Annotated in this window: 26 protein-coding genes; 11 read left to right on the top strand and 15 right to left on the bottom strand. The window is 72.8% G+C overall.

The features are described 5' to 3' along the window. Positions 1-94: 94 nt before the first annotated feature. On the bottom strand, positions 95-811 hold the full coding sequence (locus ASD16_RS16460) for an alpha/beta fold hydrolase (RefSeq protein ID WP_055919879.1): 717 nt from the start codon (positions 809-811) through the stop codon (positions 95-97). Between the two features lie 123 nt (positions 812-934). On the opposite strand from ASD16_RS16460, the gene ASD16_RS16465 reads away from it, so the two are divergent. From ASD16_RS16465 to ASD16_RS16485, 5 genes are all read left to right on the top strand, one after another. Next, positions 935-1,585: a GntR family transcriptional regulator gene (locus ASD16_RS16465; protein WP_055920650.1), complete on the top strand. Its 651-nt coding sequence runs from the start codon at positions 935-937 to the stop codon at positions 1,583-1,585. A gap of 233 nt (positions 1,586-1,818) precedes the next feature. Beyond that, positions 1,819-2,307, top strand: coding sequence for a hypothetical protein (locus ASD16_RS16470; protein ID WP_055919882.1), 489 nt, complete (start codon positions 1,819-1,821; stop codon positions 2,305-2,307). 79 nt (positions 2,308-2,386) lie between these two features. Next, entirely contained in the window at positions 2,387-3,232 is an 846-nt protein-coding gene (locus ASD16_RS16475; RefSeq protein WP_055919885.1) for a DUF4097 family beta strand repeat-containing protein, read from the top strand. An 11-nt stretch (positions 3,233-3,243) separates the two neighbouring features. Next, positions 3,244-4,044 (top strand): ABC transporter ATP-binding protein, encoded by an 801-nt coding sequence (locus tag ASD16_RS16480; protein WP_055919888.1) that lies wholly within the window; start codon positions 3,244-3,246, stop codon positions 4,042-4,044. Next, complete coding sequence (locus tag ASD16_RS16485) at positions 4,041-4,805, top strand: ABC transporter permease (RefSeq protein WP_055919892.1); 765 nt, start codon at positions 4,041-4,043, stop codon at positions 4,803-4,805. Before ASD16_RS16480 ends, ASD16_RS16485 begins: the two co-directional genes overlap by 4 nt. A gap of 76 nt (positions 4,806-4,881) precedes the next feature. Here the strand turns inward: ASD16_RS16485 and ASD16_RS16490 are convergent, their stop codons facing one another. From ASD16_RS16490 to ASD16_RS16520, 7 genes are all read right to left on the bottom strand, one after another. Further along, positions 4,882-5,763: a cation transporter gene (locus ASD16_RS16490; protein WP_055919895.1), complete on the bottom strand. Its 882-nt coding sequence runs from the start codon at positions 5,761-5,763 to the stop codon at positions 4,882-4,884. Continuing rightward, entirely contained in the window at positions 5,760-7,238 is a 1,479-nt protein-coding gene (locus ASD16_RS16495) for a leucyl aminopeptidase (RefSeq protein ID WP_055919898.1), read from the bottom strand. The genes ASD16_RS16490 and ASD16_RS16495 overlap by 4 nt, the downstream gene beginning before the upstream one ends. 11 nt (positions 7,239-7,249) lie before the next feature. Next, positions 7,250-9,049, bottom strand: coding sequence for an SLC13 family permease (locus ASD16_RS16500; RefSeq protein WP_055919900.1), 1,800 nt, complete (start codon positions 9,047-9,049; stop codon positions 7,250-7,252). 9 nt (positions 9,050-9,058) lie between these two features. Further along, positions 9,059-9,694 carry a DUF4386 domain-containing protein gene (locus ASD16_RS16505; RefSeq protein WP_055919903.1) on the bottom strand — a complete coding sequence of 212 codons (636 nt, stop codon included), beginning with the start codon at positions 9,692-9,694 and terminating at the stop codon, positions 9,059-9,061. Between the two features lie 67 nt (positions 9,695-9,761). After that, a complete protein-coding gene (locus ASD16_RS16510) occupies positions 9,762-9,977 on the bottom strand; it encodes a helix-turn-helix transcriptional regulator (protein ID WP_369817994.1) in 216 nt (71 codons plus the stop codon). Further along, positions 9,974-10,402, bottom strand: a complete 429-nt coding sequence (locus ASD16_RS16515) for a hypothetical protein (RefSeq protein ID WP_055919908.1) — start codon at positions 10,400-10,402, stop codon at positions 9,974-9,976. Before ASD16_RS16515 ends, ASD16_RS16510 begins: the two co-directional genes overlap by 4 nt. After that, on the bottom strand, positions 10,402-11,394 hold the full coding sequence (locus ASD16_RS16520) for an NAD(P)-dependent alcohol dehydrogenase (RefSeq protein ID WP_235523371.1): 993 nt from the start codon (positions 11,392-11,394) through the stop codon (positions 10,402-10,404). The genes ASD16_RS16515 and ASD16_RS16520 overlap by 1 nt, the downstream gene beginning before the upstream one ends. A gap of 83 nt (positions 11,395-11,477) precedes the next feature. Between ASD16_RS16520 and ASD16_RS16525 the strand changes: the two genes are divergently transcribed. Next, positions 11,478-12,008 (top strand): adenylyl-sulfate kinase, encoded by a 531-nt coding sequence (locus ASD16_RS16525; protein ID WP_157453977.1) that lies wholly within the window; start codon positions 11,478-11,480, stop codon positions 12,006-12,008. On the opposite strand, the gene ASD16_RS16530 is transcribed toward ASD16_RS16525, so the two are convergent. The 5 genes from ASD16_RS16530 to ASD16_RS16550 form a co-directional block, all read right to left on the bottom strand. After that, the gene (locus ASD16_RS16530) at positions 11,979-12,974 is read right to left on the bottom strand and encodes an LLM class flavin-dependent oxidoreductase (protein WP_055919917.1); all 996 of its coding nucleotides are present in this window, start codon (positions 12,972-12,974) and stop codon (positions 11,979-11,981) included. The two genes, ASD16_RS16525 and ASD16_RS16530, sit on opposite strands and share 30 nt — an antisense overlap. Before the next feature lie 52 nt (positions 12,975-13,026). Beyond that, positions 13,027-15,543, bottom strand: a complete 2,517-nt coding sequence (locus tag ASD16_RS16535; protein ID WP_055919920.1) for a polynucleotide kinase-phosphatase — start codon at positions 15,541-15,543, stop codon at positions 13,027-13,029. Then, positions 15,540-16,919 carry a 3' terminal RNA ribose 2'-O-methyltransferase Hen1 gene (locus ASD16_RS16540; RefSeq protein WP_055919923.1) on the bottom strand — a complete coding sequence of 460 codons (1,380 nt, stop codon included), beginning with the start codon at positions 16,917-16,919 and terminating at the stop codon, positions 15,540-15,542. The genes ASD16_RS16535 and ASD16_RS16540 overlap by 4 nt, the downstream gene beginning before the upstream one ends. Before the next feature lie 50 nt (positions 16,920-16,969). Then, positions 16,970-18,952, bottom strand: a complete 1,983-nt coding sequence (locus ASD16_RS16545) for a penicillin-binding transpeptidase domain-containing protein (RefSeq protein ID WP_055919926.1) — start codon at positions 18,950-18,952, stop codon at positions 16,970-16,972. 144 nt (positions 18,953-19,096) lie between these two features. Further along, on the bottom strand, positions 19,097-20,413 hold the full coding sequence (locus ASD16_RS16550; RefSeq protein WP_055919929.1) for an FAD-binding oxidoreductase: 1,317 nt from the start codon (positions 20,411-20,413) through the stop codon (positions 19,097-19,099). 105 nt (positions 20,414-20,518) lie between these two features. On the opposite strand from ASD16_RS16550, the gene ASD16_RS16555 reads away from it, so the two are divergent. Both ASD16_RS16555 and ASD16_RS16560 read left to right on the top strand, forming a co-directional pair. Then, a complete protein-coding gene (locus tag ASD16_RS16555; RefSeq protein WP_055919932.1) occupies positions 20,519-21,391 on the top strand; it encodes an AraC family transcriptional regulator in 873 nt (290 codons plus the stop codon). A 10-nt stretch (positions 21,392-21,401) separates the two neighbouring features. Continuing rightward, complete coding sequence (locus ASD16_RS16560) at positions 21,402-21,830, top strand: SRPBCC family protein (RefSeq protein ID WP_055919935.1); 429 nt, start codon at positions 21,402-21,404, stop codon at positions 21,828-21,830. On the opposite strand, the gene ASD16_RS16565 is transcribed toward ASD16_RS16560, so the two are convergent. After that, positions 21,811-22,323 carry a TetR/AcrR family transcriptional regulator gene (locus ASD16_RS16565; protein WP_055919939.1) on the bottom strand — a complete coding sequence of 171 codons (513 nt, stop codon included), beginning with the start codon at positions 22,321-22,323 and terminating at the stop codon, positions 21,811-21,813. The genes ASD16_RS16560 and ASD16_RS16565 overlap by 20 nt on opposite strands. Further along, on the bottom strand, positions 22,323-23,240 hold the full coding sequence (locus tag ASD16_RS16570) for an SDR family oxidoreductase (protein WP_055919942.1): 918 nt from the start codon (positions 23,238-23,240) through the stop codon (positions 22,323-22,325). The genes ASD16_RS16565 and ASD16_RS16570 overlap by 1 nt, the downstream gene beginning before the upstream one ends. Positions 23,241-23,325: 85 nt before the next feature. On the opposite strand from ASD16_RS16570, the gene ASD16_RS16575 reads away from it, so the two are divergent. The 3 genes from ASD16_RS16575 to ASD16_RS16585 all read left to right on the top strand — a co-directional run bounded on the left by ASD16_RS16575 (position 23,326) and on the right by ASD16_RS16585 (position 25,788). Then, positions 23,326-24,162, top strand: a complete 837-nt coding sequence (locus tag ASD16_RS16575) for an aldo/keto reductase (RefSeq protein ID WP_055919945.1) — start codon at positions 23,326-23,328, stop codon at positions 24,160-24,162. Positions 24,163-24,242: 80 nt separating this feature from the next. Then, entirely contained in the window at positions 24,243-24,587 is a 345-nt protein-coding gene (locus ASD16_RS16580) for a YciI family protein (protein ID WP_055919948.1), read from the top strand. A 10-nt stretch (positions 24,588-24,597) separates the two neighbouring features. After that, positions 24,598-25,788 carry an RNA polymerase sigma factor gene (locus ASD16_RS16585; protein ID WP_055919951.1) on the top strand — a complete coding sequence of 397 codons (1,191 nt, stop codon included), beginning with the start codon at positions 24,598-24,600 and terminating at the stop codon, positions 25,786-25,788. The last annotated feature ends 63 nt before the right edge of the window (positions 25,789-25,851 follow it).

A 25,851-nucleotide genomic window follows, 5' to 3' on the forward strand; every position in this document is an offset into this window, starting at 1 on the left:
CCGGACGCTACCGGCCCGCGCGCCGGCGCAGGCTCAGCCGGCCGGGTGACCCTGACACCCGGGTGAGGCCCGGCCCCACCCGGGTTGCGGCGGCTCAGCGCGTGGTCGACCGCGCCGCGTCGAGGATCAGGTCCGTCACGGCGCCGGGCTGCGAGACCGTGATGGCGTGGGACGCGTCGACCTCGACCAGGTGCGCGTCGGCCCGCTCCGTCATGAAGTGCACCAGCTCGGCGGGCACGGCGAGGTCCTGTGCCGCGAGCAGCACCCACGACTCGATCGTCCGCCAGGCCGCACGCGTCGCCGGGGCGGTGAAGGCGGCGAGCGCGAGCGGACGCTGCGTGGCGGCCATCCGCCGTGCGACCGCCGGGTCGACGTCTCCCGCGAACAGGGCCGGGAAGCGCTCCGGGTCGATGGTCAGCTCGGTCTCCGTGCTGCCGTCCGGCGTCCGGTACGGGGTCGGGACGGCGGCGCCGCCGAGCTGGGCGCCGGGGAACTTCTCGACGAGCTCGAGCAGGCTCTCGCCGACCTCGGCGAGGAAGCTCGCGACGTAGACGAGAGCCGTCACGTTCGGGTTGCCCTCGGCCGCCTGGCTCATGACGGAGCCGCCGTAGGAGTGACCGGCGACGACGATCGGGCCGTCGATGGTCTCCAGGACGCTGCGCAGGTAGTCGCCGTCGCTCTCCAGGCCACGCAGCGGGTTGGCGACCGCGATGACGCGGTGGCCGGCCTCCTGCAAGGCGTCGATGGAGCCGTTCCAGCTGGACGAGTCCGCGTAGGCGCCGTGGACCAGGACGATCGTCTGCTTGTTCATGGTCTTCCTCTCGTTGGTGGGGACGACAGCGTCAACACGAATCACATGCAATATATTGCGTACTGCCGACACTCCGTCAAGAACCTCCCCGCCACGGGCGCCGATGCGGGCACCATGGGACGCGTGCCAGTTCCCACCGACCGCCCGCCGGTCGACCGCTCCCTGCTACGGGACGACGTCTACCGCCGCCTGCGCGACGCGATCACCGACGGCACCTTCGCCCCCGGCGAGCAGCTCCGGGACGGCGAGCTGGCGACCTGGCTCGGTGTGAGCCGAACCCCGGTACGCGAGGCGCTGCTCCGGCTCGCCCAGGGCGGGCTCGTCGTCGCCCGACCGGGCCGGTCGACCGTCGTCAGCTCCCTCGACGACCGGGCGACGCGCGACGCGCGGGACGTCGTCGCCGCGATGCACGAGCTCGCCGTCCGGGAGGCGGTGTCCCACCTCACCGCCTTCGACCTCGACTCGATGCGCGATGCGGCCCGCCGGTTCAGCGACGCCCTCGACGCGGGCGACATCGACGCCGCGCTCCGCGCCGACGACGAGCTCCACTCCGTCCCGGTCACGGTGGCCGGCAACCGGGCGGCCGCCACCGTCCTCGAGCAGTACATGCCCGTGCTGCGCAGGATCGAGCGGCTGCGGTTCGCGTCGGCCGACGGCCGGCGATCGCCCGACCGTCACGAGGAGCTCATCCGGCTGTGCGCGGCGGGCGACGTCGACGGAGCCGCCGCGGTCGCGTTCGACACCTGGCACACCCTCCCGACGTCGGCGGGCTGACGAGTGACACCGCCAACCGCTCGACGACACCACTGACGGTCCGCGTGACGGCGAGCAAGCCATGGACGGCTCGCGCGGACGCGTCTGTATCACCCAGGGCTTGGTCGAGCTCGACGACGCGACAGGGGCCTGACCTGCGCGGATAGCCCCATCGTGATCGCATGACACCACTTCCGCACAATCTGACACCACAAGTGCTTGACCTGACACCACAGTGGTGTCATGCTGGTGCCATGGACCTGGGACAGTACGTCAACGACCTGCAGCGCCAGCTGCTGGACTCCGCAGAGAACGGCACGGACGACACCCGTGCGGTCGCCGAGCGGCTCGTCGCCGGCCTCGACTCCGCGGCGCGACTCGTGCTGCTCGACGTCCTCTCGGCCGCGGTCGGGGAGATCACCCGCGACCTGGCACCCGGCTCGGTCGACCTGCGGCTGCGCGGTCGCGACGTCGAGTTCGTGGTCACCCAGGCGAGCACCGAGGCCGACAGCGACGACGAGCCCGCCACCTCGGTGGACCTCGACGACGTGAGCACCTCGCGCACGACCCTCCGCCTCCCGGACGCCCTCAAGGCGAAGGTCGACGAGGCGGCAGTGGCGGACGGCCTGTCCGTCAACACGTGGCTGGTGCGGGCGGTCGCCGCCGCACTCCAGCCCAAGCAACGACGATCCGCGCAGCGCACGCTGCGCACCGGCGACAGCTTCGCCGGCTGGGCCCGCTAACCACCCAGCCCTCCAGAACACCAGCCACGCGAACCCCGCGGGGCCGGACGAACACACCCCGAGGAAGGCAGGCATCGCCATGCCCACGTACACCACGCCCACCCCGATCGACGTCGCCATCCACCTGCCGGTGGGCGCCATCGAGGTCGTCGCCGGGGACCGTTCCGACACGGTCGTGACGGTCGCGCCGACCAACCCGGCGAAGGCGGTCGACCGCCGCGGCGCGGAGGAGACCGCGGTCGACTTCGCCGCCGGGGTCCTCACGATCACCGGGCCGAAGCCGCGGTTCAGCTTCATCGGCCCGAGCGAGTCGGTCGACGTCCGCGTCGAGGTGCCCACCGGTTCACGGCTCACCGCCGAGGGCTCGATGGGCGGTGTCCGCACAGCAGGGCGCCTCGGAGCCACCCGGATCAAGTGCTCCATGGGACCGGTCGACATCGAGTCCACCGGCGACCTGTGGCTGCGTGCCGGGCACGGCAACGCGACCGTCGGCACCGCGGACGGCTCGGCCGAGATCACCGCCGACCACGGGCAGATCCGGATCGGCACGGTCACCGGTGACGCCGTGCTCAAGGCGTCGCACGGGTCGGTGCAGATCGGGGAGTCCGGCGGCGACCTCGAGGCGAAGCTCTCCTACGGCGACCTCGACATCGCGCAGGCGCTCGGCTCGGTGACGGCCAAGACGGCCTACGGCAGCATCTCGCTGCACGAGGTCTCCAGCGGCTCGGTCCAGATCGAGAGCGGCTACGGCCAGGTCACCGTGGGCATCCGACCGGGGGTCGCCGCCTGGCTCGACCTGTCCTCCAAGAGCGGCCACGTCCGCAACCAGCTCGACGGCGACACGGCTCCGGCCGAGTCCGAGCAGACCGTCGCCGTCCGCGCCCGCACCCAGGCGGGCAACATCACCGTCCAGCGCGCCCGTTGAGAGGAAGAACCATGTCGACAACCACCGCACCTGCCATCCGTGTGCAGGGCATCGAGAAGTCCTACAAGGAGCTGCACGTCCTGCGCGGCGTCGACTTCGAGGTCGCACCGGGCAGCATCTTCGCCCTCCTCGGCTCGAACGGCGCCGGCAAGACCACGATGATCCGGATCCTGTCGACGCTGCTGAAGCAGGACGCCGGCACGGCCGTCGTCGCTGGTTCCGACGTCGCGACGGACGCGTTCAGCGTCCGGGAGTCCATCAGCCTGACCGGCCAGTTCGCGGCGGTCGACGAGATCCTCTCCGGCAAGGAGAACCTGGTCCTCGTCGCCAAGCTGCGGCACCTGAAGAACACCGACCAGATCGCCGACGACCTCCTCGCGCGCTTCAGCCTCACCGAGGCGGGCTCGCGCAAGGTGGCGACGTACTCCGGCGGCATGCGTCGTCGTCTCGACATCGCGATGAGCCTCATCGGCCGGCCGAAGGTGCTCTTCCTCGACGAGCCGACCACGGGCCTGGACCCGGAGGCGCGCATCGAGGTGTGGCAGGTCATCAAGGACCTGGCGACGCAGGGCACCACCGTCCTGCTGACCACCCAGTACCTCGACGAGGCCGAGCAGCTGGCCGACCGGATCGCGATCCTGCACCAGGGCCGCATCATCGCCAACGGCACGCTCGGTGAGCTCAAGGCGCTGCTCCCCCCGGCGACCGTCGAGTACGTCGAGAAGCAGCCGACGCTCGAGGAGATCTTCCTCGCGCTCGTCGGCACCGGAACCACCACCGACCACAACCAGCTGAGTGAGGACCTGTCATGACCACCACGCACTTCTTCAGCGACACGACCGACCTGACCGGTCGCTCCCTGCGGCACATCACCCGCAGCGTCGACACGATCATCACGACCGCGGTCACGCCGATCGCGCTGATGCTGCTGTTCGTCTACGTGTTCGGCGGGGCGATCTCGTCGGGCACCGAGAACTACGTCAACTACCTGCTGCCGGGGATCCTGCTGATCGCGATCGCGTCGGGCATCGCCTACACGGCTGTCCGGCTGTTCACCGACCTGCAGAGCGGCATCTTCGAACGGTTCCACTCGATGCCGATCTCCCGGCCGTCCGTGCTGTGGGCGCACGTGCTCACGTCGCTGGCGTCCAACGGGATCACGATCGCGATCATCGTCGTCGTCGGTCTGCTCATGGGGTTCCGCACGTCGGCCGGGATCGGGGCGTGGCTCGCCGTCGCCGGGATCCTGACCCTGTTCACCCTGGCGCTCACGTGGGTCGCCGTCATCGCCGGCCTCTCGGCGAAGTCCGTCGACGGGGCCGCAGGGTTCTCCTACCCGCTGATCTTCCTGCCGTTCATCAGCTCGGCGTTCGTCCCCACCGAGACGATGTCGGGTCCGGTGCGCTGGTTCGCGGAGAACCAGCCGGTCACCTCGATCGTCAACACGATCCAGGACCTCTTCGCCGGCACGCCGGTGGGCAACGACATCTGGGTCGCGCTGGCCTGGTGCGTCGGCATCCTCGTCGTCGCCTACGTGTTCGCGATGCGCACGTACCGCCGCAAGATCAGCTGATCGACATCTGACCAGCAAGCCCTCCACCGTCCACGGTCTTCGTGGGCGGTCGAGGTGCGTTCGGGGGTCTCGACGGTCAGCGGGCGAGCTGCGGGTCGGCGGTGAGCTCGACGTTCGCCCACAGGTCGTACCCCAGCGGTTCCAGCCGGCCGATGAGCGAGCGGCGGACGCGGTCCTCACCGGTGACGTCCCACGCACCCTCCGGCACCACGAAGTCGACCTCGACGTAGAGGCGGCTGCCCAGCTTGGTGGACCGGACGAACGGCTCGTCGAGCCCGAACTCCGCCCGCACGGACGTCACGGCCTCCGCCAGCGCCCGGCGCACGTCGGCGGGCGGCTCCGCCTCCAGCAGCTCGAGGGCCGCGGCACGCAGCAGGCGCAACGGGATCGGCAGCAGCACGAGGCAGGCCACCAGGACGAGGACCGGGTCGACGTACCGGACGACGTCGCCGACGTCGGCCAGCGCCAGCGCGAGTCCCCCGCCGGCGGCGAACACCAGGCTCAGCAGCGCACCCGCCCGCCACTGGGCGACCTCCGCGGCGACGAGCTCGGAGTCCGGCGCGCGGTGGGCGAGCCAGCGGGCGATCGCGTACGAGCACGTCATCGTGATCAGCCCGTACGCGAGGACGGTGCCGGGCTCGACGTCGGCCCCACCGGCGGTGATGACCGCGACGGCGTCGACCGCGGCGTAGATCAGGGTGCCCAGCAGCGCCACCCCCTGGACCGCGATCGCCAGCGGTGTGACGGCGGCCTTGCCGAACGGGAACCGCGCGCTCGGCACGTCGGCCGCAGCGCGGGACGCCATGAGCGACAGGGCGGACAGCACGATGCCGAGCAGGATGAACGCGCCGTCGAACAGCAGCACGCGCGACTGGGCGGCGATCCCCCAGACGACCGCGAGGGTGCCCAGGACGGCGGCCCCCGCGATCGACTCGTGCAGCGCGCGCCGCTCGTTCACCGGTTCGCGCTGAACGTCGACGCGACCTCCAGCAGCAGCCGGGCGCCGAAGCCGGTCGCGCCCTTGGTCCGCCAGGCCTCGTCTCCGTCGGACCGCATGGTCCCCGCGATGTCGAGGTGGGCCCACGGCGTCTCGCCCACCCACTCGGCCAGGAACAGCGCCGCCGTGATCGCCCCGGCGTACTCGCCGCCGAGGTTCTTGATGTCCGCGACCTCGGAGTCGAGCTGCTTGCGGTACCGGCGGTCCAGCGGCAGCCGCCAGACCTGCTCGTCGGTGCGTTCCGCTGCCGCCTCGACCAGGTCGAGGATGCCGTCGTCGTTGCCGATGACGGCCGCGGTCATCATCCCGAGCGCGGCCAGGGCGGCGCCGGTCAGCGTCGCGATGTCGACGATGGCGTCGACGCCGTCCTCGTTGGCGAGCGCGATCGCGTCCGCCATGACCAGGCGCCCCTCGGCATCGGTGTTCACCACCTCGATGGTCCGGCCGCTCCGCGACGTGAGGACGTCCCCGAGCTTGGTGGCCGAGCCAGACGGCATGTTGTCCGTGCACGCCAGGTACGCGCTGACCGCGATCGGCACGTCGAGGTCCGCGAGCGCCGTCATCGCCGCGAGCACGGCGCCCGCGCCGCTCATGTCCATCTTCATGGCCGCGTGCATCGCGTTGGACGGCTTGAGGCTGATGCCGCCGGAGTCGTAGGTGATGCCCTTGCCGACGAGGCCGAGGTGGCCGGTGGGCTCTGTCGTCGGCACGTAGCGGATCACGATCATGCGCGGTTCGACCACCGACCCGGCGTTCACGCCGAGCAGCCCGCCGCAGCCCATCTCGATCAGCGCCTCCTCGTCGAACACCTCGATGTCGAGCCCGTGCTCGCCGGCCAGCCAGACGGCGATGTCCGCCAGGTCCGGGGCGGTGAGGTGCCCGGCGGGGGTGCTGGCCAGGTCCCGGGACAGGGAGGCCGCGCGGGCGATCGCGACGCCGCGGTCGGCGCCGCGGCGGGCGTCGTCGGCGGACGCGTCGTCGACGAGCAGCACGATCTCCCGTACGGGGACGGTCGACGGGTCGGACTTGAGCGCGTCGTACCGGTACCGGCCGAGCAGGATGCCCTCGACGACGGCCTGGGCCGAGCCGGCGACGGACACTCCTGCGGCCGCGAGGTCGGTGGTGAGCACCTCGTCGCGACCGGCCGCCCGGGCGAACGCGGCGGCGGCGTCGCGCAGGGCCGCCTCGGACGGGTCGTCGCCGACGCCCGTCACGATGACGGCGCCGCCCTCGCGCGGCAGGACCAGCGTCTCCCCGACTGCCCCGCGGAAGCCCCACTCGGTGAGCGCGGCGCGGTCCAGCGGCACCCCGGACGGCACCTCGCCCGTGGCGGTCACGGCGAGCCCGAGGGCGCGGCCGACGTCGGCGCCGGGCGCGGCGACCCGGACGGACAGCTCCTCGAACCGGGCGCGGGACGGGATCGGGTCGAACGGCATGATCGTGCTCCTTACGTGGGCCAGATGACAGGGATGAGCAGCACCGCCACGACGAACCACGCCAGCGTGGTCGCGAGGCCGAGCTTCCAGTAGTCGGAGAACCGGTAGCCGCCCGCGCCCATGACCATCATGTTGGCGGGGGTGGCGATCGGGGTCAGGAACGACGCGGCCCCGGCGACCGCGACGAGCATGAGGACGGGCGCCAGCGCGACCCCCGACTCGTTGCCCATGGCCACCGCGATGGGCGCGACGATGAGCACGGTCGCGGTGTTGCTGACCACCTGACCGAGCAGCACGGTGAGCACGAAGATCGCCGCGAGGACCACCTGCGGGCTGCCGTCGCCGACGATGCCGACCAGCCAGCCGGCCACCAGGTCCGCGGCACCGGAGGAGGCGATCGCGACCGACAACGGGATGAGCCCGCCGACGAGCACGACGGTCTGCCAGGAGATCGCCCGGTACGCCTGCGGGCCGCCGACGACCCCCGTCATCACCATCGCGGTCGCCCCGACGAGCCCCGCGATCGCGGGCGGGACCACGCCCGTGGCCAGCAACGCGACCGTGACGACCAGCACCGCGATCGCACGCCACGCCTTCGGGCCCAGTGCCACTGTCTGCCGTCGGACCAGCTCGGGGCTGTCGACGATGAGCACGTCGTCGTCGGCCGCGAACGACTCGACGTACGACCACGGCCCGTGCACCAGGAGCGAGTCACCCTCGGCCAGCGCAAGATGGTCGCCGCCGCGGTCCTTGCCGAGCCGCCGGACACCGAGGACCGTGACCCCGGACCGGACCAGGCCCGCGAATACGACCTCGCCGATCACCCGCGAGCGAGGGCGGACGACCAGCTCCGCGACGCCCACCTCCCGGCCGAGCAGCGCCTCGCGGGTTCCCCGGGTCAGGGGGGTCGTCGCGACGGCGAACCCGTGCCGGTCCACCAGCGAGGTGATCCCGTCGCTCTCGCCGGTGACCACGACGACGTCACCGACGCCGAGCACGTCGTCCTCGCCCGCCGGCGCACCCGAGGACCGCTGCACCCCGATCAGCACCACGCCGTCGGGCACCTCGACCTGCTCGCGACGGCTGCCGACGACGTCGGACCCCGGCTGGACCGCGAGCCGGAAGAAGCCCACGTCGAGGCTGTAGTGCTCGACCAGGGTGTCGACGTGCGCGGAGTAGTCGGCGGGCAGCGACGTCGGCGACCGGTCGGGCAGGAGCCGGCGGCCGAGGAGGACCGAGACCGCGATGGTGACCAGCACCAGCGGCAGCCCGATCAGCCCGAACTCGAAGAACCCGAACCGCTCGCCGGTGGCCTCGAACAGGGCGTCGGACACGATCACGTTCACGGTGCTGCCGCTCAGCACCAGGAGCGCTCCGGCGCTCGCGGCGAACGCGAGCGGCATGAGCATCTGCGACGTCGACTGCTTCGACCGTCGTGACGCCAGCACCACCACCGGGAGCAGAGCGGCGGCCGCACCGTTGGGGGTGACCAGCGCCGCCATGACCGCGGAGAGCCCCATGAGCGCGATCAGCAGCCGGTTGCGCGCTGTCCCGGCGCGGGTGATCAGCTGCTGACCGGCCCACGCCGTGACCCCCGACGACTCGAGGCCCTCGCTGAGCACGAACAGGGACGCGATGAACACGACGACCGGGTCCCCGAACCCGGCGACCGCCTCGGTGGCGGTGACCAGCCCGGTCGCGAAGAGAGCGAGCGCCGTGAGGATCGCGACGACGCCGACGCTGAGCCGGTTCCAGATGAAGAGGCCGACGCAGCCCGCGAGGACCAGCAGGCTCAGCGTGGCGTCGGACACATCGTCACACTAGGGCGCTGGGACCGGCGTGCGGACGCCCCGCACCAGCAACCATCCCAGGAACGCGATCTCGGACAACCCGCCCACCAGGCCCAGGGCCAGCGCGACACCGTCCGCACCGGGCACGGCCAGCTCGACGACGAGGCCCAGCAGATACCCGACGCCGCCGACCATGAGCGCGTACCCGAAGATCCGCGGCACCGTGCCCGACCGGACCACCAGGTAGCCGAGCGGGATCAGCCACCCACCGAAGAACACCTGCGCGATCAGGTACCCGACGCCTTGCAGGTCGAGGAACAGCGCCGCGATCTCGTCGGCACCCCGCTGCGCCGCGAGCACGGCCCCCGCGTGGTTGACCAGGTTGAGGCTCTGGATCGCCACGCTGACCGCGTTCATGGTGAGCATGGCAACCGCCGCGAAACGGTGGACGTCCTTGAACAGGGCGTACAGCGCGAGGCCGACGAGCAGGAAGCACGCGTAGGCGACGACGTCGGCGGCGAACGCGATCTTCATGAGGTCCGCGCTGTCGCGGAGGGCTTGGGCGACGTCGTCGGCCGCCTTGACCGACCCTCGCGCGGCCAGCTCGGCGAAACCGCCGCAGACGGCGACGACGAGGTACAGCAGTCCTGCCAGGCGTGCGTTCATCGTGAGTTCCTCCTTGAGGGCATGACGGATCGCGAGGCCTCGCGGCCTCCTGCGGCGTGCGGCGGGATCAGCCCGGGTACTGGAAGACGTCGTCGAGCGGGACGTCGAACACGCGGGCGATCTGGAAGGCCATCTCGAGCGACGGGGAGTAGCGCCCCTGCTCGATGGCGATGACGGTCTGACGGGTGACGCCGATGCGTTCGGCCAGCTCGGCCTGGGTCATCTCGCCATGGGTGAAGCGCAGCGTGCGGATCGAGTTGGTGACGCGCGTCGGCGGCTTCACCACGTGGAGAAGTCCTGCCGGTAGGCCGCCAGCTTGGTCATGGACGAGACGATCGCCGAGAGGACGAAGCAGAGGTAGATGACGTTGGCGATCCAGAACCAGTCCACCTCGAGCAGCGCCAGGGCCATCGCGGCGAGGGCGCCGATGACGACGAACGACTGGCCCGTGCGCTCGCCGACGCGGTCGATCTCCTTGTCGCGCTGGTCCTTCAGGTGGCCGTCGCGCCGGTTGACCAGCGCGACGCCGATGGTGCCGAGGATGGACGCGATGATCGCGCCCCCGATGGACCACAGCAGCGGGCCGACGTAGGCCACCTCGGTCAGGGGCGTGCCCTGCGCCCGGCTCAGCACCACGACGACGTACGCCGTGTAGAAGAGCACGGAGACGACGAGGAACACCCAGACGTTCCGTTCTTCGTACGACATCAGCTCTCCTGCGCGACGGTGATCACGGTCTTGCCCCGGGCGTGCTCGGCGACCAGCCGGCGCACGGCCTCCGGGGCGTCGGTCAGAGGGTAGGTCCGCTCGATCGCGGGCGTGAGCAACCCGGCCTCGGCGAGCTCACGGAGCCGGTCGAGCTTCGCGCGGCTCCCGGTGGCCACGACCGGCCGCAGGTGCTGGCCCACGAACAGGTTCACGACGACCGCCTGCGCGAGCCGTGCCATCGGCCCGATGATCCGGCCGGGGCCACCGAACGAGAGCGCGAGCGTGCCGTGCGGGGCCAGCGCACGCCGGCAGGCCGCGAGGCTGCGGTTGCCGACGAGGTCGATCACGACGTCGTACCGGGTCCCGTCGCTGGTGAAGTCGGAGCGCTCGTAGTCGATGACCTGGTCGGCGCCGACGCCGCGGACCAGCTCCACGTTGCGCCCGCTGCAGACCCCGGTCACCTCGGCGCCGAGCGCCTTGGCCACCTGCACCGCGAACGTGCCGACCCCGCCGGACGCGCCGTTGACCAGCACCTTCTGCCCCGGCTGGACCCCGGCCGCGCAGTCGAGCGCGGTGCCGGCCGCGAGCGGGAGGGTCGCGGCCCGCTCGAAGGTCAGGTTGGCCGGCTTGCGCGCGAGGAGCTTCGCGGGGACGCACACGTACTGCGCCCACACGCCCGCGACGGCCTCACCGAACACCTGGTCGCCGACCTGGAGGTCGGTCACGTCCGCGCCGACCTCCTCGACGACGCCGGCCAGGTCCTTGCCGGGCACCGGGTGCTTCGGCTTCCGGAGGCCGGAGACGGCCCGGATCAGCGACGGCCGGCCGGTGATCATGGCGATGTCGGCGAAGTTGAGCGACGAGGCGCGCACGGCGATCAGCACCTCGTCGGCCTTCGGCGACGGACGCGGCACCGTCGTGTGGGCGAGCACCTCCGACGACCCGTACGCGCGCTGCACGATCGCCTGCATGGAACGGGTCCTGACGTCCATCGAAGTCTCCTGTGTAAAGAATTGTTGACACGGCGAAGGTATGGCGAACCAGACATCATGTCAAGAGTTCTTTACACTGCAGGATGGGCGGCAGGATGGGCGGCATGCAGGTCTTCGCGCTCTCCGGAACCGTCGGTGCAGGCAAGTCGACGGTCGCCGTCGCGCTGCGCGATGCTCTCCTCGCCCGCGGGATCGCCGTCGGCGAGGTCGACGTCGACGCGATCGCCAACGAGACACCGTCGCCGCCCGACGACCCCTTCAACGAGCGCGTCGTCGTCGCGCACCTGCGCACGATGCGCCCGCTCTGGCGCGACGCCGGGCTCGAGGTCCTGATCCTGCCCCGCGTCATCGAGACCGCCGCGCAGCGCGACGCCTACGCGGAGGCCCTCGGCGAGCCCGTCCGCGTCGTGCGGATCGACGCGCCGACCGCCACCCGGCACGCCCGCCTGGTCGCCCGGCACGCACCCGGCCCGGAGCGCGACTGGCACCTGGCCCGCACCGACGTCCTGGCTCTCCTGCTCGTCGAGGCCGGCGTCGAGGACCTTGCCGTCACCAACGTCGACCGGCCACCCTCGGCGGTGGCGTCAGAGATCGTGGACCTGCTCGGGTTCTAGCGAGCCGGGCGTCTTCTGGAGCACCCGAGCCAGGTCCTCCAGGGCGGCCAGCGGGTCCGTGCCCACCGGCATGAGGACCGTCGTCGTGACGCCCGCGTCGTGCAGCTGACCGATGCGCGTCCGGGCGTCGTCCACCGTGCCGACGACGGCGAGCTGGTCGACCCACGCGTCGGGCATCGCTGCGGCGAACGCCTCGCGCGAGGCCGACGCCGCCCGCAGCGCGCGGAACTCGTCGGCGAACGGCAGCGGCGCGATGTGCACGTCCCAGTCCGGGTCGCCGATCCACTCCAGCGCGGGCCGGGCGGTGTCGCGGGCCCGCGCGGCGTCCTCGTCGACCACAGCGACGCAGTAGGCGACGATCCGGTGCTCGCGCGTCGGGGCGATGTGCCGGAGGGCCTCGGCGACGTACTCCGGGGTGACCGGCTCCGCGAGGATCGTGCCGTCGGCGGACCGGCCCGCGAGCGCGAGCGACCTCGGTCCGCGGACACCCGCGAGGATCCGCGGGACGCTGCTCGGCGGGGTGTTCAGCTCGACGCCGTCGAGGTGCACGTACCGACCGTCGGCGCTCTCCCGCGAACCGGTCAGGATCGCGCGCACCGCGTCCAGGTGCTCGCCCAGCATGGTCAGCTGGCTGGCCGGCCACGCGCCCACCTGCCGCATCCAGCCCCGCATCCCGTGCCCGATGCCGATGTCGACGCGGCCGGGGAACAGCTCCGCGAGCGTCGCCGCCTCCATCGCGGTGAACGCCGCGTTCCGCACCGCGGCGGGCAGGATGCCGACGCCGAGCCGGATCTGCTCCGTCATCGCGAGCGCCGCGGCCGCCTGCGCGACGCCGCCGCGGAAGAAGCAGTCCTCGACCACCCAGAGCTCGTCGAATCCCAGGGTCTCCGCCTGCTGCGCGTACGTCCGGAACAGGTGGGCGGGCAGGTCCCGCGGGAGCATGACGCCGACGGCGCGCTCGGTCATCGGTTCTCCTCGATCACGTCGGGTGTCCTCGTCGCTCATGCCTCCGACGCTCTCACAGCCGTGGGTCGACCGGCTCCGACTCCAGCGCGAGCACCGCGAACACCGGCTCGTGGACCCGCCAGAGCGGCTCCCCCGCGACCAGCCGGTCCAGCGACTCCAGCCCGAGCGCGTACTCGCGCAGCGCGAGACCCCGCTTGCGCCCCAGGGATCGGACCTTCAACCGGTCAAGGTGCTGCGTGTACTCCGGCCCGTAGATGATCCGCAGGTACTCCCGGCCGCGGACCTTCAGCCCGGGCTGGACCAGCCCGCGCCGACCGTGCACCAGGTTGGCGAACGGCTTGACCACCATCCCCTCGCCGCCGGCCGCGGTGAGGGTCTCCCACCAGTCGATCCCCTCCTGGGGCTCGTGGACGTCGACCTCCAGCCGCTGCGTCCGGCGCAGCAGCGTCGGGTCGGCGTCGACCAGGCGGTCGATCACGGACAGGTGCCAGCCGTGGTCGCGGTCGTGGAACGTCAGCCCCTCCGCGGCAAGCACCTGGAACGGCGCCAGCTGCACGCCGTCGAGGCCGTCGGTCGGCCAGACGTAGCGGCGGTAGGCCTCCACGAAGGCATCGGCGTCCGCGGCACGCCGGCGCGTCCGGTCCAGCAGGTCGGCCACGTCGAGGCCACGCGACGCGGCCGCCTCCAGGGACGCGACGGCGGGCGGCAGCATCGCGCGCGCCGACGCGCCCGTCGCCGCGTACTGCTCGCGCAGCAGCGGACCTGCCTTGAGCGACCAGGGCAGCAGCTCGGCGTCGAGCAGCAGCCAGTCCGTGGCCAGCTCCTCCCAGAGCCCGGCCCTGGTGACGGCTGCGCGCAGCCGGTCCAGGAAGACCTCGGTCAGCGAACGGTCGAAGAACGCGCGTCCGGTCCGGGTCCAGACCGCTCCGGTCTCCCCGTCCGGCGCACCCATCCAGCGGAACCCGTCCCGGCACACGAGCACCGTCGCCCGCGAGCCCATGTGCTTCTCCTCGCAGATCACGTGCGTGACGCCGTTCGCCGCGTAGGCGGAGAACGCCTCCGCCGGGTGCTCCAGCACGCCCGGCAGCGGCGACGTCGCCACCGGTGCCATCGTCGGCGGCAGGTACGGGAGCCAGCGCGGGTGCAGCGCGAACCGGCTCATCACCTCCAGGGCCGCGACGGCGTTGTCCTCGTCGAGGGTGATCCGGCCGTGGTGCCGCGTCTCCACGGACCGCCGGCCCAGCACGTCCTCGATGTCGAGCACGTCGTCCGGCCGGGTGGCCGCCGGCACGAGGAACGGCTTGGCCGGCTCGTACCAGACCTGCTCGGCCGGCACCTGCACGACCTCCTTGCTCGGGTACCGCAGCGCGGTCAGGTGCCCCCCGAACACCACCCCGGTGTCCAGGCACATCGTGTTGTTGACCCACTGCGGGACCGGCGTCGGCGTGTGCCCGTACAGGACCATCGCGCGGCCGCGGTAGTCGTCGGCCCACGGGTAGCGCACCGGCAGCCCGAACTCGTCGGTCTCCCCGGTGGTGTCCCCGTACAGCGCGAAGCTGCGCACCCGTCCCGACGCGCGCCCGTGGTACGCCTCCTTCAGCCCGGCGTGCGCGACGACCAGCCGCCCGTCGTCGAGCACCAGGTGCGAGACCAGCCCGTCGGCCCACGCCCTGACCTGCGCCGAGAACTCCCCGCCCTCGGCGGCCAGCTGCGCCAGCGACGTCTCCAGCCCGTGGCTGACCGTGACCTTGCGACCGTCCAGCGCGCGCACCAGCTTGTGCTCGTGGTTGCCCGGTACCGCGAGCGCGTGGCCCGCCGCCGTCATCCCCATGGCCAGGCGCAGCACGCCCGGGGTGTCCGGTCCGCGGTCCACCAGGTCACCGAGGAACACGACCGTCCGGCCGTCCGGGTGCACGGCGTCGACCGGCCGCCCGGCGGTGTCCCGGACGAGGGCGTAGCCGAGCTTCTCCAGGAGCGACTCCAGCTCCGAGCGGCAGCCGTGCACGTCGCCGATGACGTCGAACGGACCGCGCTCGTCCCGCAGGTCGTTGCGCAGGCGCGTGCGGACGATCGTCGCCTCCGCCACCTCCTCGACCGTGCGGAGCACGTGCACCTGCCGGAACCCCTCGCGCGTCAGCCCCCCGACCGCGCGGCGGACCAGGTCGCGCTGCCGGGTCACCACGCGCGCCGGCAGCTCCCGGTCACCGCGCCCGCGGTTGCGCTCCAGGCACACGTCCTCCGGCAGGTCCAGCACGATCGCCACCGGCAGCACGTCGTGCGCCCGCGCCAGCTCCACCACGTGCTTGCGGGCGTCACGCTGCGCGTTCGTCGCGTCGACCACCGTGAGGCGCCCGCGGTCCAGGCGCTTCCCGACGACGAACGACAGCACCTCGAACGCGTCCTTGGTGGCGTCCTGGTCGGTCTCGTCGTCGGACACCATGCCGCGGCAGGCGTCGCTCGACACCACCTCGTACCGGCCGAACCGCTCGGCGGCGAACGTCGACTTGCCCGACCCCGACGCCCCCACCAGCGCGACCAGCGCCAGCTCCGGGATCTCCAGCGCGCTCATGCGGCCGCCCCCAGCGTGAAGACGAGCAGCTGCGTCGGCGGTCCGACCTCCCGGTCGACGTCCCCGACGGCCCCCGCCCGGAACGTGTAGCCGTACGTCTCGCACATGCGCGCCGCCCACTGCTCCCCCTGCGCCCGCGTCCACTCGAACCGGTGGTCCGTGTGCCGCATCGTGCCGGCGTGCAGCGTCGGGTAGCGGACGTTGAACTCCTCGTTCGGCGTGGTCACGACGACCGTCCGCGGCCGCGCGTCCCCGAACACCGTCCGCTCCAGCGACGGCAGCCGGTCCAGGTCGACGTGCTCGATGACCTCCATCAGCACCACGGCGTCGGCGCCCGCCAGCCGCGCGTCCCGGTACGTCACCGACGACTGCAGCAGCGTCAGCCGCGCCCGCACAGAGTCGGGCATCCGGTCCAGACCGAGGCGCTCCGCCGCCTTCCGCAGCGCTCGGTGCGACACGTCCGCACCGACCACACGCGTGAACGCCGGGTCCGCCAGCAGCTCGCGCAGCAACGCCCCCTCGCCGCACCCCAAGTCGATCACCGACGACGCCCGCGCCGCCCGCAGCTCGGCCAGCACGACCTCGCGCCGCACCTCGGAGAGCGGCCGCGCGTCCGTCGGGGCCGCCACCTGCTCCTCCGCGACCTCCACCACGCCCAGCCGCTCCACCGCGTCGGCCACGTACTCGCGACGGTGCGCGAGCGACCGGCGCAGGATCCAGTCCCGCTCCGGGTGCCCGCCCAGCCACTCGCCCGCGCTGCGCACCAGCTTGTCGACCTCGTCGGGACCCACCCAGTAGTGCTTGCCGCCGTCCAGTGCCGGGAGCAGCACGTACAGGTGCCGCAGCGCGTCGGCGGGGGTGAACGTGCCGGTCAGACGGACGTCCGCGTACGGCGACTCACCGAAGGACGGCACCTGCGGGTCCAGCGGTCCGACGCCGACGTCCACGGTCCACCCGAGCGGCTCGAACAACCGGGCCACCAGGCCGGGGTCGCCGTCGTCGGGCACCGCCGGCACGTGGATCTCCAGCGGCAGCGCGACACCGACGAGGTCCGGGCGCACCGCGCACGTGCCCGCCATCGCGGACCGGAACACCCGCCCGAGCGCCACGGACAGCAGCGAGCTCGCGGCGTACGGGCGGTCGTTGACGTAGGCACCCAGGGCGAACCCGTCCCCGAACCGTCCCCCGCGGACGAGCTCGACGGGGTCGACCTCGAGCAGCAGCGCGACCGTGCACCGCTCGTCGGAGGCCTCCGGGTAGAACACGTGCGCCCTGCCCACGGACAGGTCGAACGTCTGCGCGCGGTCGGGGTGCTTGTGCAGGAGGAAGCCCAGGTCGCTCGCGGACCCGGCCGTCGACGTCAAGGTGAGGAACACCGGGCCATTGTGTCGACCGCTCCGACCCGGGTCCCTGCATTAACGAGGCGTCAGCCCTGTGCCGCCCGCAGGAACTGCTCCAGCAGCGGGCCGGCGGTGGTCGACCCGTACTCGCCGACGTCGACGAACACCGCGACGGCCAGGTCACCCTGGATCGCGATCATCCAGACGTGGTTCTGCAGGTTCCCCGCCTCGCCGAACTGCGCGGTGCCGGTCTTGGCCGCCACCTCGTCGCCGGGGAGGTCCAGCAGGAACGTCGCGCCGCCGTCGGTGACCACGCCGCGCATCAGCTGGTGCAGGGTGGCGGCCTCGTCCGCGGTCAGCGGGTCGATCGGCCGAGGTGCGTCGGTCGGCTCCGCGCTGGACGCGGTGTCGTCGTCGGTCGGTTCCGGCGTGGCGGCCCCGTCCGCCGGGACCACGAGCCGCGGGACCACGGTCGCCCCGTGCGCGACCGAGGCGGCCACGGTCGCCATGCCGAGCGGCGACGCCAGGACCCGCCCCTGGCCGATCATCGACGCGGCGTGGTCGGTGCCGTCGGAGTCGGCCGGGACGTCCCCGAGGAACGCGGGGAACGCGAGCGTGGCGTCGGGGGCCAGGCCGAGCGAGCCGGCGGCGTCGATCAGCGCGTCCTGGTCCGCCGTGTCACGGGCGGAGATGAAGGCGGTGTTGCACGAGTTGGCGAAGGCGGTCCGCAGCGGGATGGTGCCCAGCTTGTCCGTGGGGTACTCGGGGAAGTTGGTGAATGACCGCCCGTCGACCGAGACCGTCGCCGGGCACGTCGTGTCGCTGTCGGCGGTCATCCCGGACCGCAGGAGCGCCAGCGCGGACACCACCTTGAACGTGGAGCCCGGAGCGAACTGGCCGAGGGTCGCGGTCGACATCCCCTCGCCCCCCAGTCCGCTGGCGGCGGCGAGCACGTCCCCGGTCGACGGCCGGATCGCGACGACCGCACTGGCCGGCGCGACCGTCGCGACGACCGACTCGGCCGCCTGCTGCAGGCCCACGTCGAGCGTGGTCGTCAGGGGCGTGCCGGGGGTGGGGGCGACCGTGTACAGCTGGCGCGGAGCGGCGCCGTCCGGCTGCGACGCCGTGATCGTGACGCCGGGCAACCCGCGCAGCTGCGCGTCGTACTGTCGCTGGAGCCCGGACAGACCCGCGAGGTCACCGGCTGCGACCGCTCCGTCCGACTTCTCGATGATCTCCGCGGTCGCCGGTCCGACGGTCCCCAGGATCGGCCGGGCGAAGTACCGGGACGGGGCCAGCGGGAGGGTGTCGGTCACGTCGTTCACACCGGCAAGCGCCCGGAGGCGGGCGAGGTCGTAGCCGAGGTCGCCCTCACGGATGGTGATGGCCTCGACGAACGCCTTCTCGCCCGCCTCGGCCACCCGCGTCGCGTAGGCGTCCGCGTCGATGCCGAGCTCGCGGGCCAGCGCCCGGGCGGCCGCGTCCTGGTCGGCGGCGGCGACGCGCGTCTTGTCGATGCCGAGACGGTGGACCCTGCGCGGCTCGACGATCACGGCACCGCCCGCGCCCAGCACGTTGGCGCGGTCCGCCCGGGCTCGCGCGACCGTGAGGACCTCACCGGCGACCAGGTCGGGTGCGAGCAACGACGGCGACCACGTGGCGTGCCAGACGTCCTCGTCGTCCCGGGCGAGCTTCGCGTGCGTCTCGTACGTCCAGTCGGCGTCGCTCTCGTCGATGTCCCACGTGTACCCGAGCGTCACCGTGGCGAGGTCCTCGTCCTGCTCGTCGATCGTCGTCGAGACGACGGCGACCTGCGGCTCCCACGGGGCGAGGCCCTCGTACGCGGCGGTCCGGGCCGCCGTCGCGGCGGACGCGTCGGCGGCGCCACCGGCGAACGGCGCCTTGGCGAAGTTGCCGGAGGCGAGCGCGGACGCCAGGGCCTTGGTCGCACTCTCGGGGTCCGGCGGCTCGGCCGAGCACGCGGTCAGACCGGCAGCGACCGTGACGAGAGCGATCCCGCCGACCAGGAGCCGTCGTGCGTGCGCTGCCCGTTCACCTGCGAACGTCATGCTGTCCTCTCGTCACGTGCGACTGCGTCGCGCTCACGGACACACTGCTGGCGGGTGCTGGGGCGACGCTCCGTGAGCGTGCCACCGCCCGGGTACCGAGCGGGTGAGAACGGCGCAGCCTTCACCACTCCTCCCCAGACAGCGTCACGCGAACACCCCGGCGGGGTCGTAGGTCCGGCGCACCTCGGCCAGACGGTCGGCCGTCGCCGGGTCCCACACCGCGGTGGCCCTGCCGGCGAAGTTCGGGTTGAGCTCCGCCGTCGCCCACGGTGCGAGGGCGTCGGCCACAGCGTCGGCCGCGGCCGGGATCGTGGTGCCGAACTGCGTCGGGTCGACGCCGACGACACCGGCGACGAAGTCCGCCGCGCGCCCCGAGACGGCCGACCCGCCGGGCACGTCCACACCGGTGGCGCCGGCGACGTGCCGCAGCTCGACGGCCACGAACGGCTGGTCGGCGGCCGGCCCGACCACGCCGAGCCAGGCGGTCGCGAGGTCGTCGTCCGCGTGGCTGAGCATGAACCCGCGCACCCAGCTGGGCGCGGGGTCGACCGGGTCGTTGTGGATCTCCGCCGACCGCGCGACCGGCAGCACCCCGACCGTGTCCAGGAACGTCGGGGCGAGCGCCCGCAGGGGTGCCGTGGCGGCCTCGCCCGCGGCCTCGTCACCGGGCCGCGCGACCCGCAGCGTCAGTGCGGTCCGACCCCGCAAGAATGGCGGCACCGCCTCGAAGTCCGGGAAGCGGATGATCGCCGCGCTGGTCGTGGTCTCGGCGTCGGCGGACGCGGTCCAGGCCAGCCAGCCGCGCAGGGCGGTCTCGATGTGCTCCGCGTCGAAGAACAAGGACCCGGCGTACAGCTCGGGGATCGCGACCAGCCGCAGTCGCACCTGCGTCACCACGCCGAGTCCGACCTTGCCGCCGCGGAGCGCCCAGAACAGGTCGGGGTGCTCGTCGGCAGACGCCTCGACCACCTCACCGGACCCTGTCACGACCGTGAACGACTCGATCCGGTCGGAGCTGTAGCCGTGGCTGCGGGCGAACGGGCCGATCCCGCCCCCGAGCAGGTAGCCGACCACCCCGACGTGGGCGGACGAGCCCGCGACCGGCGTGAGCCCGTGGGCGTCGGCGACGGGGACGACATCCGTCCACGACGCGCCGGCGCCGACCGTCGCGACCCGGGTGTCCGGGTCCACCTCGACGGCCCCGAGGCGGCGGGTGGTCAGCAGGACCCCGGACGTGACCGGGGTGGTGGCGCCGTGCCCGGTGGCGAGCATGGTCAGGGGAACCCGGTGCTCGGCGGCCCAGCGCACGGCCGCGACGACGTCCTGGGTGCTGGTCGCACCGACGGCCACGTCGGGGGTGTTCACGACAGCGCGGTTGTGGGGGGTGACCTCCTCGGCGAACCCCTCCTCGTCCGGGGTCAGCACGGGTCCGGTGATCTCTGACGCGAGGGGGTGGGACATGCCGGAGCTCCTTTGCAGGTCTGTCGGTCACGGCAGCGTGCCACGCGAGCACGCACGTGAGCACGACCTTTCCACCGACCTCCGACAGTGCGCGACGATCAGCGGGTGGCCGACGACTTCACGTACGTGACGCACGAGCCGACGGGTCCGCTCGCGCGGTACGTCGCGAGCATCTGGTACGCCCGTGGCCGGTTGCGGGCGCCCGCCGAACGCGTCGCGCCCACGGGGTCGGCGGTGCTGGGGCTGGTGCTCGGGGCGCCGATCGCGCAGGTGGCACGCAACGGCAGCGGCGACGTGCACCTGGCGCGGACCGGCTTCCTGCTGGGGCCCGACGACCAGCCGATGCTGAACCGGCCGCTCGGGGAGACCTGGTGCGTCGGGGTCGTCGCGACGCCCATCGGCTGCGCGACCGCGTTCGGGGTCGACCCCCGCGTGCTGCGGGGCCGGCTGGTGGGCGCCGAGCCGTGGGCCGACCTGCGTCGTGACCTGCTCGGGCTCGACGAGCCGACCGCCATGATCGCGGCGGTCGAGGATGTGCTGCGCGAGTCGGTCGCGGTGCACGAGCCTGCACTGCCGCGCTGCACGGACGCGGTCGAGGCCGCCGTGGCCGCCCTCGTCGCCGACCCGGGCCGCCCGGTCGCGGACGTGGCCCGTGCGCTGCACCTGTCGCACGCCCACCTGGACCGCGGATTCCGACGGGTGGTCGGGCTCAGCCCCGGGACGTTCGCGCGGATGACCCGGATGCGCGACCTGCTGGCGTCGCTCGACACCGGGCGGCCCGTCGGCTGGGGTCAGGTGGCCGCGGACCGCGGCTGGTACGACCAGGCGCACCTCATCCGGCACTTCCGACGGCACACGGGGACGACGCCCACCGCGTACGTGGCGGCCTACCGCGCGGTCTACGGCGACGTGCCGACGGAGCCGGGGTTCGCACCGGTGGTCAATCCCGTCCAAGACCGTCCGGGCGCCGGCGCCTAGCGTCGCGCGCATGACCACCGCGATCGACGCCACGACGACCATCGCCGCACCGCCCGACGCGGTCTGGGCGGCGCTCACCGACTGGTCCCTGGCGCCGCGGTGGATGCCGGGCGTGACGGCGATGAGCGGGCCGGTGTCACCGGGCGCCGTCGTGACGTTCACCGTCCGCGGCAAGGACCGCACCGCCGTCGTCGAGGTCCTCGACGCGCCGCGCACGCTGGCGCTGCTGTCGCGCTCCGGCCCGGTGACGGCCCTGTACACCTACACGCTGACCGCGACCGCCGCGGGCACCGACCTCCGCCTGCTCGCCGACGTCGAGGTCCGCGGTCCACTGAGCCTCATCGCCCGCGTGATCCGTCGCTCCATCGCCACGGAGGACGGCGCCCAGCCCGAGAACCTGCGCGCGGTCGTCGAGGCCGTCAGCCGACCAGCCGGCTGACCGCGCGGTGCAGGTCCGCGCGGGTCTGCTCCGGGTCGGGGCCGGGGGCGAGAGTGATGCCGTGCACCAACCCCAGCACCTGGCCGAGCAGCCGCTCCGCGGGCCAGTCGTCGTCCCCCCGGACGGCCCGCAGCGCCGCCACCTTCCGGGCGTGCGACGACGCCGCGTGCGTCAGCTGCTCGCCGGGCCGCTCCAGCGCGTGCCACAGGAGCAGCCGCACCAGCGACGGGTGCGCGAGGTTGAACTGCCACAGCCGGACCGCGTAGCCGGGCAGGTCGACCGCGTCGAACGGGACGGCGTCCAGCAGCTGCTCGATCTGGTCCTCGACCACCCGGTCGAACAGCCGGTCCTTGCTGTCGAAGTACGCGTAGATCCGCTGCTTGTTGGCGCCGGCGCGCTCGGCGATCCGGTCCACCCGCGCGCCGGCGAGCCCGCGCTCGGCGAACTCGTCGGCGGCCGCGTCGAGGATCCGGCGCGGGGTGTCGACGACCATCACGCCGGGAGAGCGGTGCCGGTCAGGTCCTGCGCGACCGCCCAGAGGCGGGCGGCGGTGTCGTCGTCGCGCATGCGGCGGGTGAGGCGGACAGGACCGGTGGGGCCGACGAGCCCGAACCGGCCGGTCGGACCGTAGTAGCCGTCCTCGACCGCGCGGGGGTCGGCCGCCGCGAACAGCATCGGCTCGGCACCTTCGGGCGGCAGCTGCGACGGGACGAACGTGAACCTGGCGATCGACGAGCGGTGCACGGCGTCCTTGCCGAGGGACGCGCCCGCGGTCTGCAGGTTCGTCTGCGTGAACCCCGGGTGGGCCGCGTTGCTGCGCAGGGACCAGCCGCGCTGCATCGACACGCGGGCGAGCTGCCGGGCGAGCAGGAGGTCGGCCAGCTTGGACTGCGCGTACGACCGCGTCGGGCTGTACCGGCGTCGGGTCCACTGCAGGTCGTCGAACCGGATACGACCGACGGCCGCCATGCCGCTGCTCATCGTCGTGACCCGGCCCTCGGGCGCCGCCAGGAGGAGCGGCAGGAGCCGGTTGGTCAGCGCGAACGGGCCGAGGTAGTTGGTGCCCAGCTGGAGCTCGAACCCGTCCTCGGTCTCGAAGCGGGTGGGCGGGGTCATGACGCCGGCGTTGTTGACCAGGGTGTCGAGGTGCGTCAGGTCGCGAAGGAGGTCGTCGGCGAACGACTGCACCGAGGCCAGGGAGGCGAGGTCGACGATCCGCACCTCGGCCGTCGCGTTCGGGTGAGCGGCCAGGATCTCGGCGAGCGCCTTCTCACCCTTCTCTTCGCTGCGGACCGCGAGGATCACGTGGGCACCGGCGGCGGCCAGGCGCTCGGCGGCCTCCCGGCCGGTGCCGCTGTTGGCGCCGGTGACGACGACGGTGCGTCCGGTCTGGTCGGGGACGACGTACATCTGGGGCTCCTCGCGAGGCGACAACCAACTGGTTAGTTGGTGACCCTAACAGGCAGACAGGGCCGACGCGGGGTCGAATGGAGACATGAGCACAGTCCCGAACATCACCCTGAACAACGGCGTGCAGATCCCCCAGCTGGGCTTCGGCGTCTTCCAGATCGACCCCGCGGAGACCAAGGACGCGGTCCTGCAGGCGTTCGAGGTGGGCTACCGCCACATCGACACCGCGCAGATGTACAAGAACGAGCAGGGCGTCGGCGAGGCCTTCGCTGAGTCCGGGCTCGCTCGCGACGAGGTGTTCATCACCAGCAAGCTCAACAACGACGCGCACGACCCGGAGGACGCAGCGATCGCGTTCGACCTGACGCTGGACACGCTCGGCCTCGAGCGCGTGGACCTGTTCCTCATCCACTGGCCGCTGCCGACGGTGAGCAACTTCGTCGAGACGTGGAAGGCGATGGAGGACTTCTACCGGTCGGGCCGCGCCCGGGCGATCGGCGTCTCCAACTTCCAGCCGCAGCACCTGCGCCGCCTCCACGCGGAGACCACGATCACGCCCGCCGTGAACCAGGTCGAGGTGCACCCCTACCTCACGCAGGCGGAGGTGCGCGCGTTCGACACCGAGCACGGCATCGCCACCGAGGCATGGAGCCCGATCGCGCAGGGCAAGGTCCTGGACGACCCGACGATCGTGCGGATCGCCGAGTCGCTGGGCCGCACCCCTGCGCAGGTCACGCTGCGGTGGCACCTCCAGCGCGGCGACATCGTCTTCCCCAAGTCCGTGACCCGCAGCCGCATCGAGGAGAACTTCGCGCTCTTCGACTTCGAGCTGTCCGAGGTCGACGTCGCGGACATCACCGGCCTGAACCGCGACGAGCGCACCGGCCCGAACCCGGACACGTTCGACTACGTTCCCTCCTGACTGTCGATCCGGCTGCTCGCCCTTCGTATGAGGGGTGAGCAGCCGGCGCAGGGCCGGTGCCGCACCCCGAGGAGAACGCCATGAGCCACTACCTGCTGAGCGTGATGGAACCCGACGGCCCGATGCCCGCCCCCGAGGTCCTCGAACCGATCATGCAGGCGGTCGGCGTCGTCGACCAGGCCATGCGCGACGCCGGCATCTGGGTCTACGCGGGCGGCCTGCACGACCCGAGCACCGCGACGGTCCTGCGCGCGAAGGACGGTGACGTGGTCACCACCGACGGACCCTTCGTCGAGGCCCGGGAGCACCTGGGCGGCTTCACCATCGTCGACGTCGACGACCTCGACGCTGCGATGGACTGGGGCGGGCAGCTGGCCGTCGCCACCGGGCTGCCCATCGAGGTCCGGCCGTTCCGCTACCAGTGACCGGCGTCCGGTGATTGACGAGGACGCGATCGCGCGGGTGTTCCGCGCGGAGCACGGCCGCGCGGTCGCGGTTCTCGCCCGGTCGTTCGGCGACCTCGACGTCGCCGAGGAGTCCGTCCAGGAGGCGTTCGTCGCGGCCGTGCAGCACTGGCCGACGGACGGCGTCCCACCCAGCCCGGCCGGCTGGATCATCACCACGGCCAAGCGCAAGGCGATCGACCGGCTGCGCCGGGAGGCGTCGCGCGACGACCGGCACGCGCAGGCGGTCCTGCTGCACCAGCGCGACGACCCGGTGGAGGAGGGGCCCGTGCGCGACGACCGGCTGCGCCTCGTCTTCACCTGCTGCCACCCCGCGCTGTCCGTCGAGGCGCAGGTAGCGCTCACGCTCCGGTTGCTCGGAGGGCTGAGCACCGAGGACATCGCACGGGCGTTCCTGGTGCCCGAGCCGACGATGGCGCAGCGCCTGGTCCGCGCCAAGGGCAAGATCCGCGACGCCCGCATCCCCTACCGCGTGCCGTCGGACGCCGACCTGCCCGACCGGCTCCGGGCCGTCCTCGCGGTCGTCTACCTGGTGTTCACCACCGGCTCGGGCGCCCTCGTGCGCGACGACCTGTGCGCCGAGGCGATCCGGCTGGGCCGCGTCCTGGTCGAGCTCATGCCCGACGAGCCCGAGGCGCTCGGCCTGCTGGCGCTCATGCTCCTCACCGACGCCCGGCGCGACGCCCGCGTGGCTGCCGACGGCTCCCTCGTCCTGCTGCGCGACCAGGACCGGTCCCTCTGGGACGAGTCGCGGCTGGACGAGGGCCGCGAGCTCGTGCGCCGGTGCCTGCGCCGCGACCACCTCGGTCCGTACCAGCTCCAGGCCGCGATGCAGGCGGTGCACAGCGAGCCCGCCGGGACGGACTGGCGGCAGATCGTGATCCTCTACGACCAGCTCATGTCGATCGCGCCGAGCCCGGTGGTCGCCCTCAACCGCGCGGTCGCCGTCGCTGAGCTCGACGGGCCGGCTGCCGGGCTCGCCCTCGTGGACGACCTGCCGCTCGACCGCTTCTACCTGTTCCACGCGGTCCGCGCCGACCTCCTGCGCCGCCTGGACCGGCCGACCGAGGCGGTCGCGGCCTACGACGAGGCCCTCGCCCTGACCACCGTCGACCCGGAGCGCGACTTCCTCCTGCGCCAGCGCGCGACCGCAGAGTCCTAGGCGCGCCGGCGGGCGCGCACGAGAGCTGGAACGCGTTGACGTGCGGATGTCCGACGGCACAGC

The organism is Cellulomonas sp. Root485 (assembly GCF_001426705.1).
GTDB lineage: Bacteria > Actinomycetota > Actinomycetes > Actinomycetales > Cellulomonadaceae > Cellulomonas.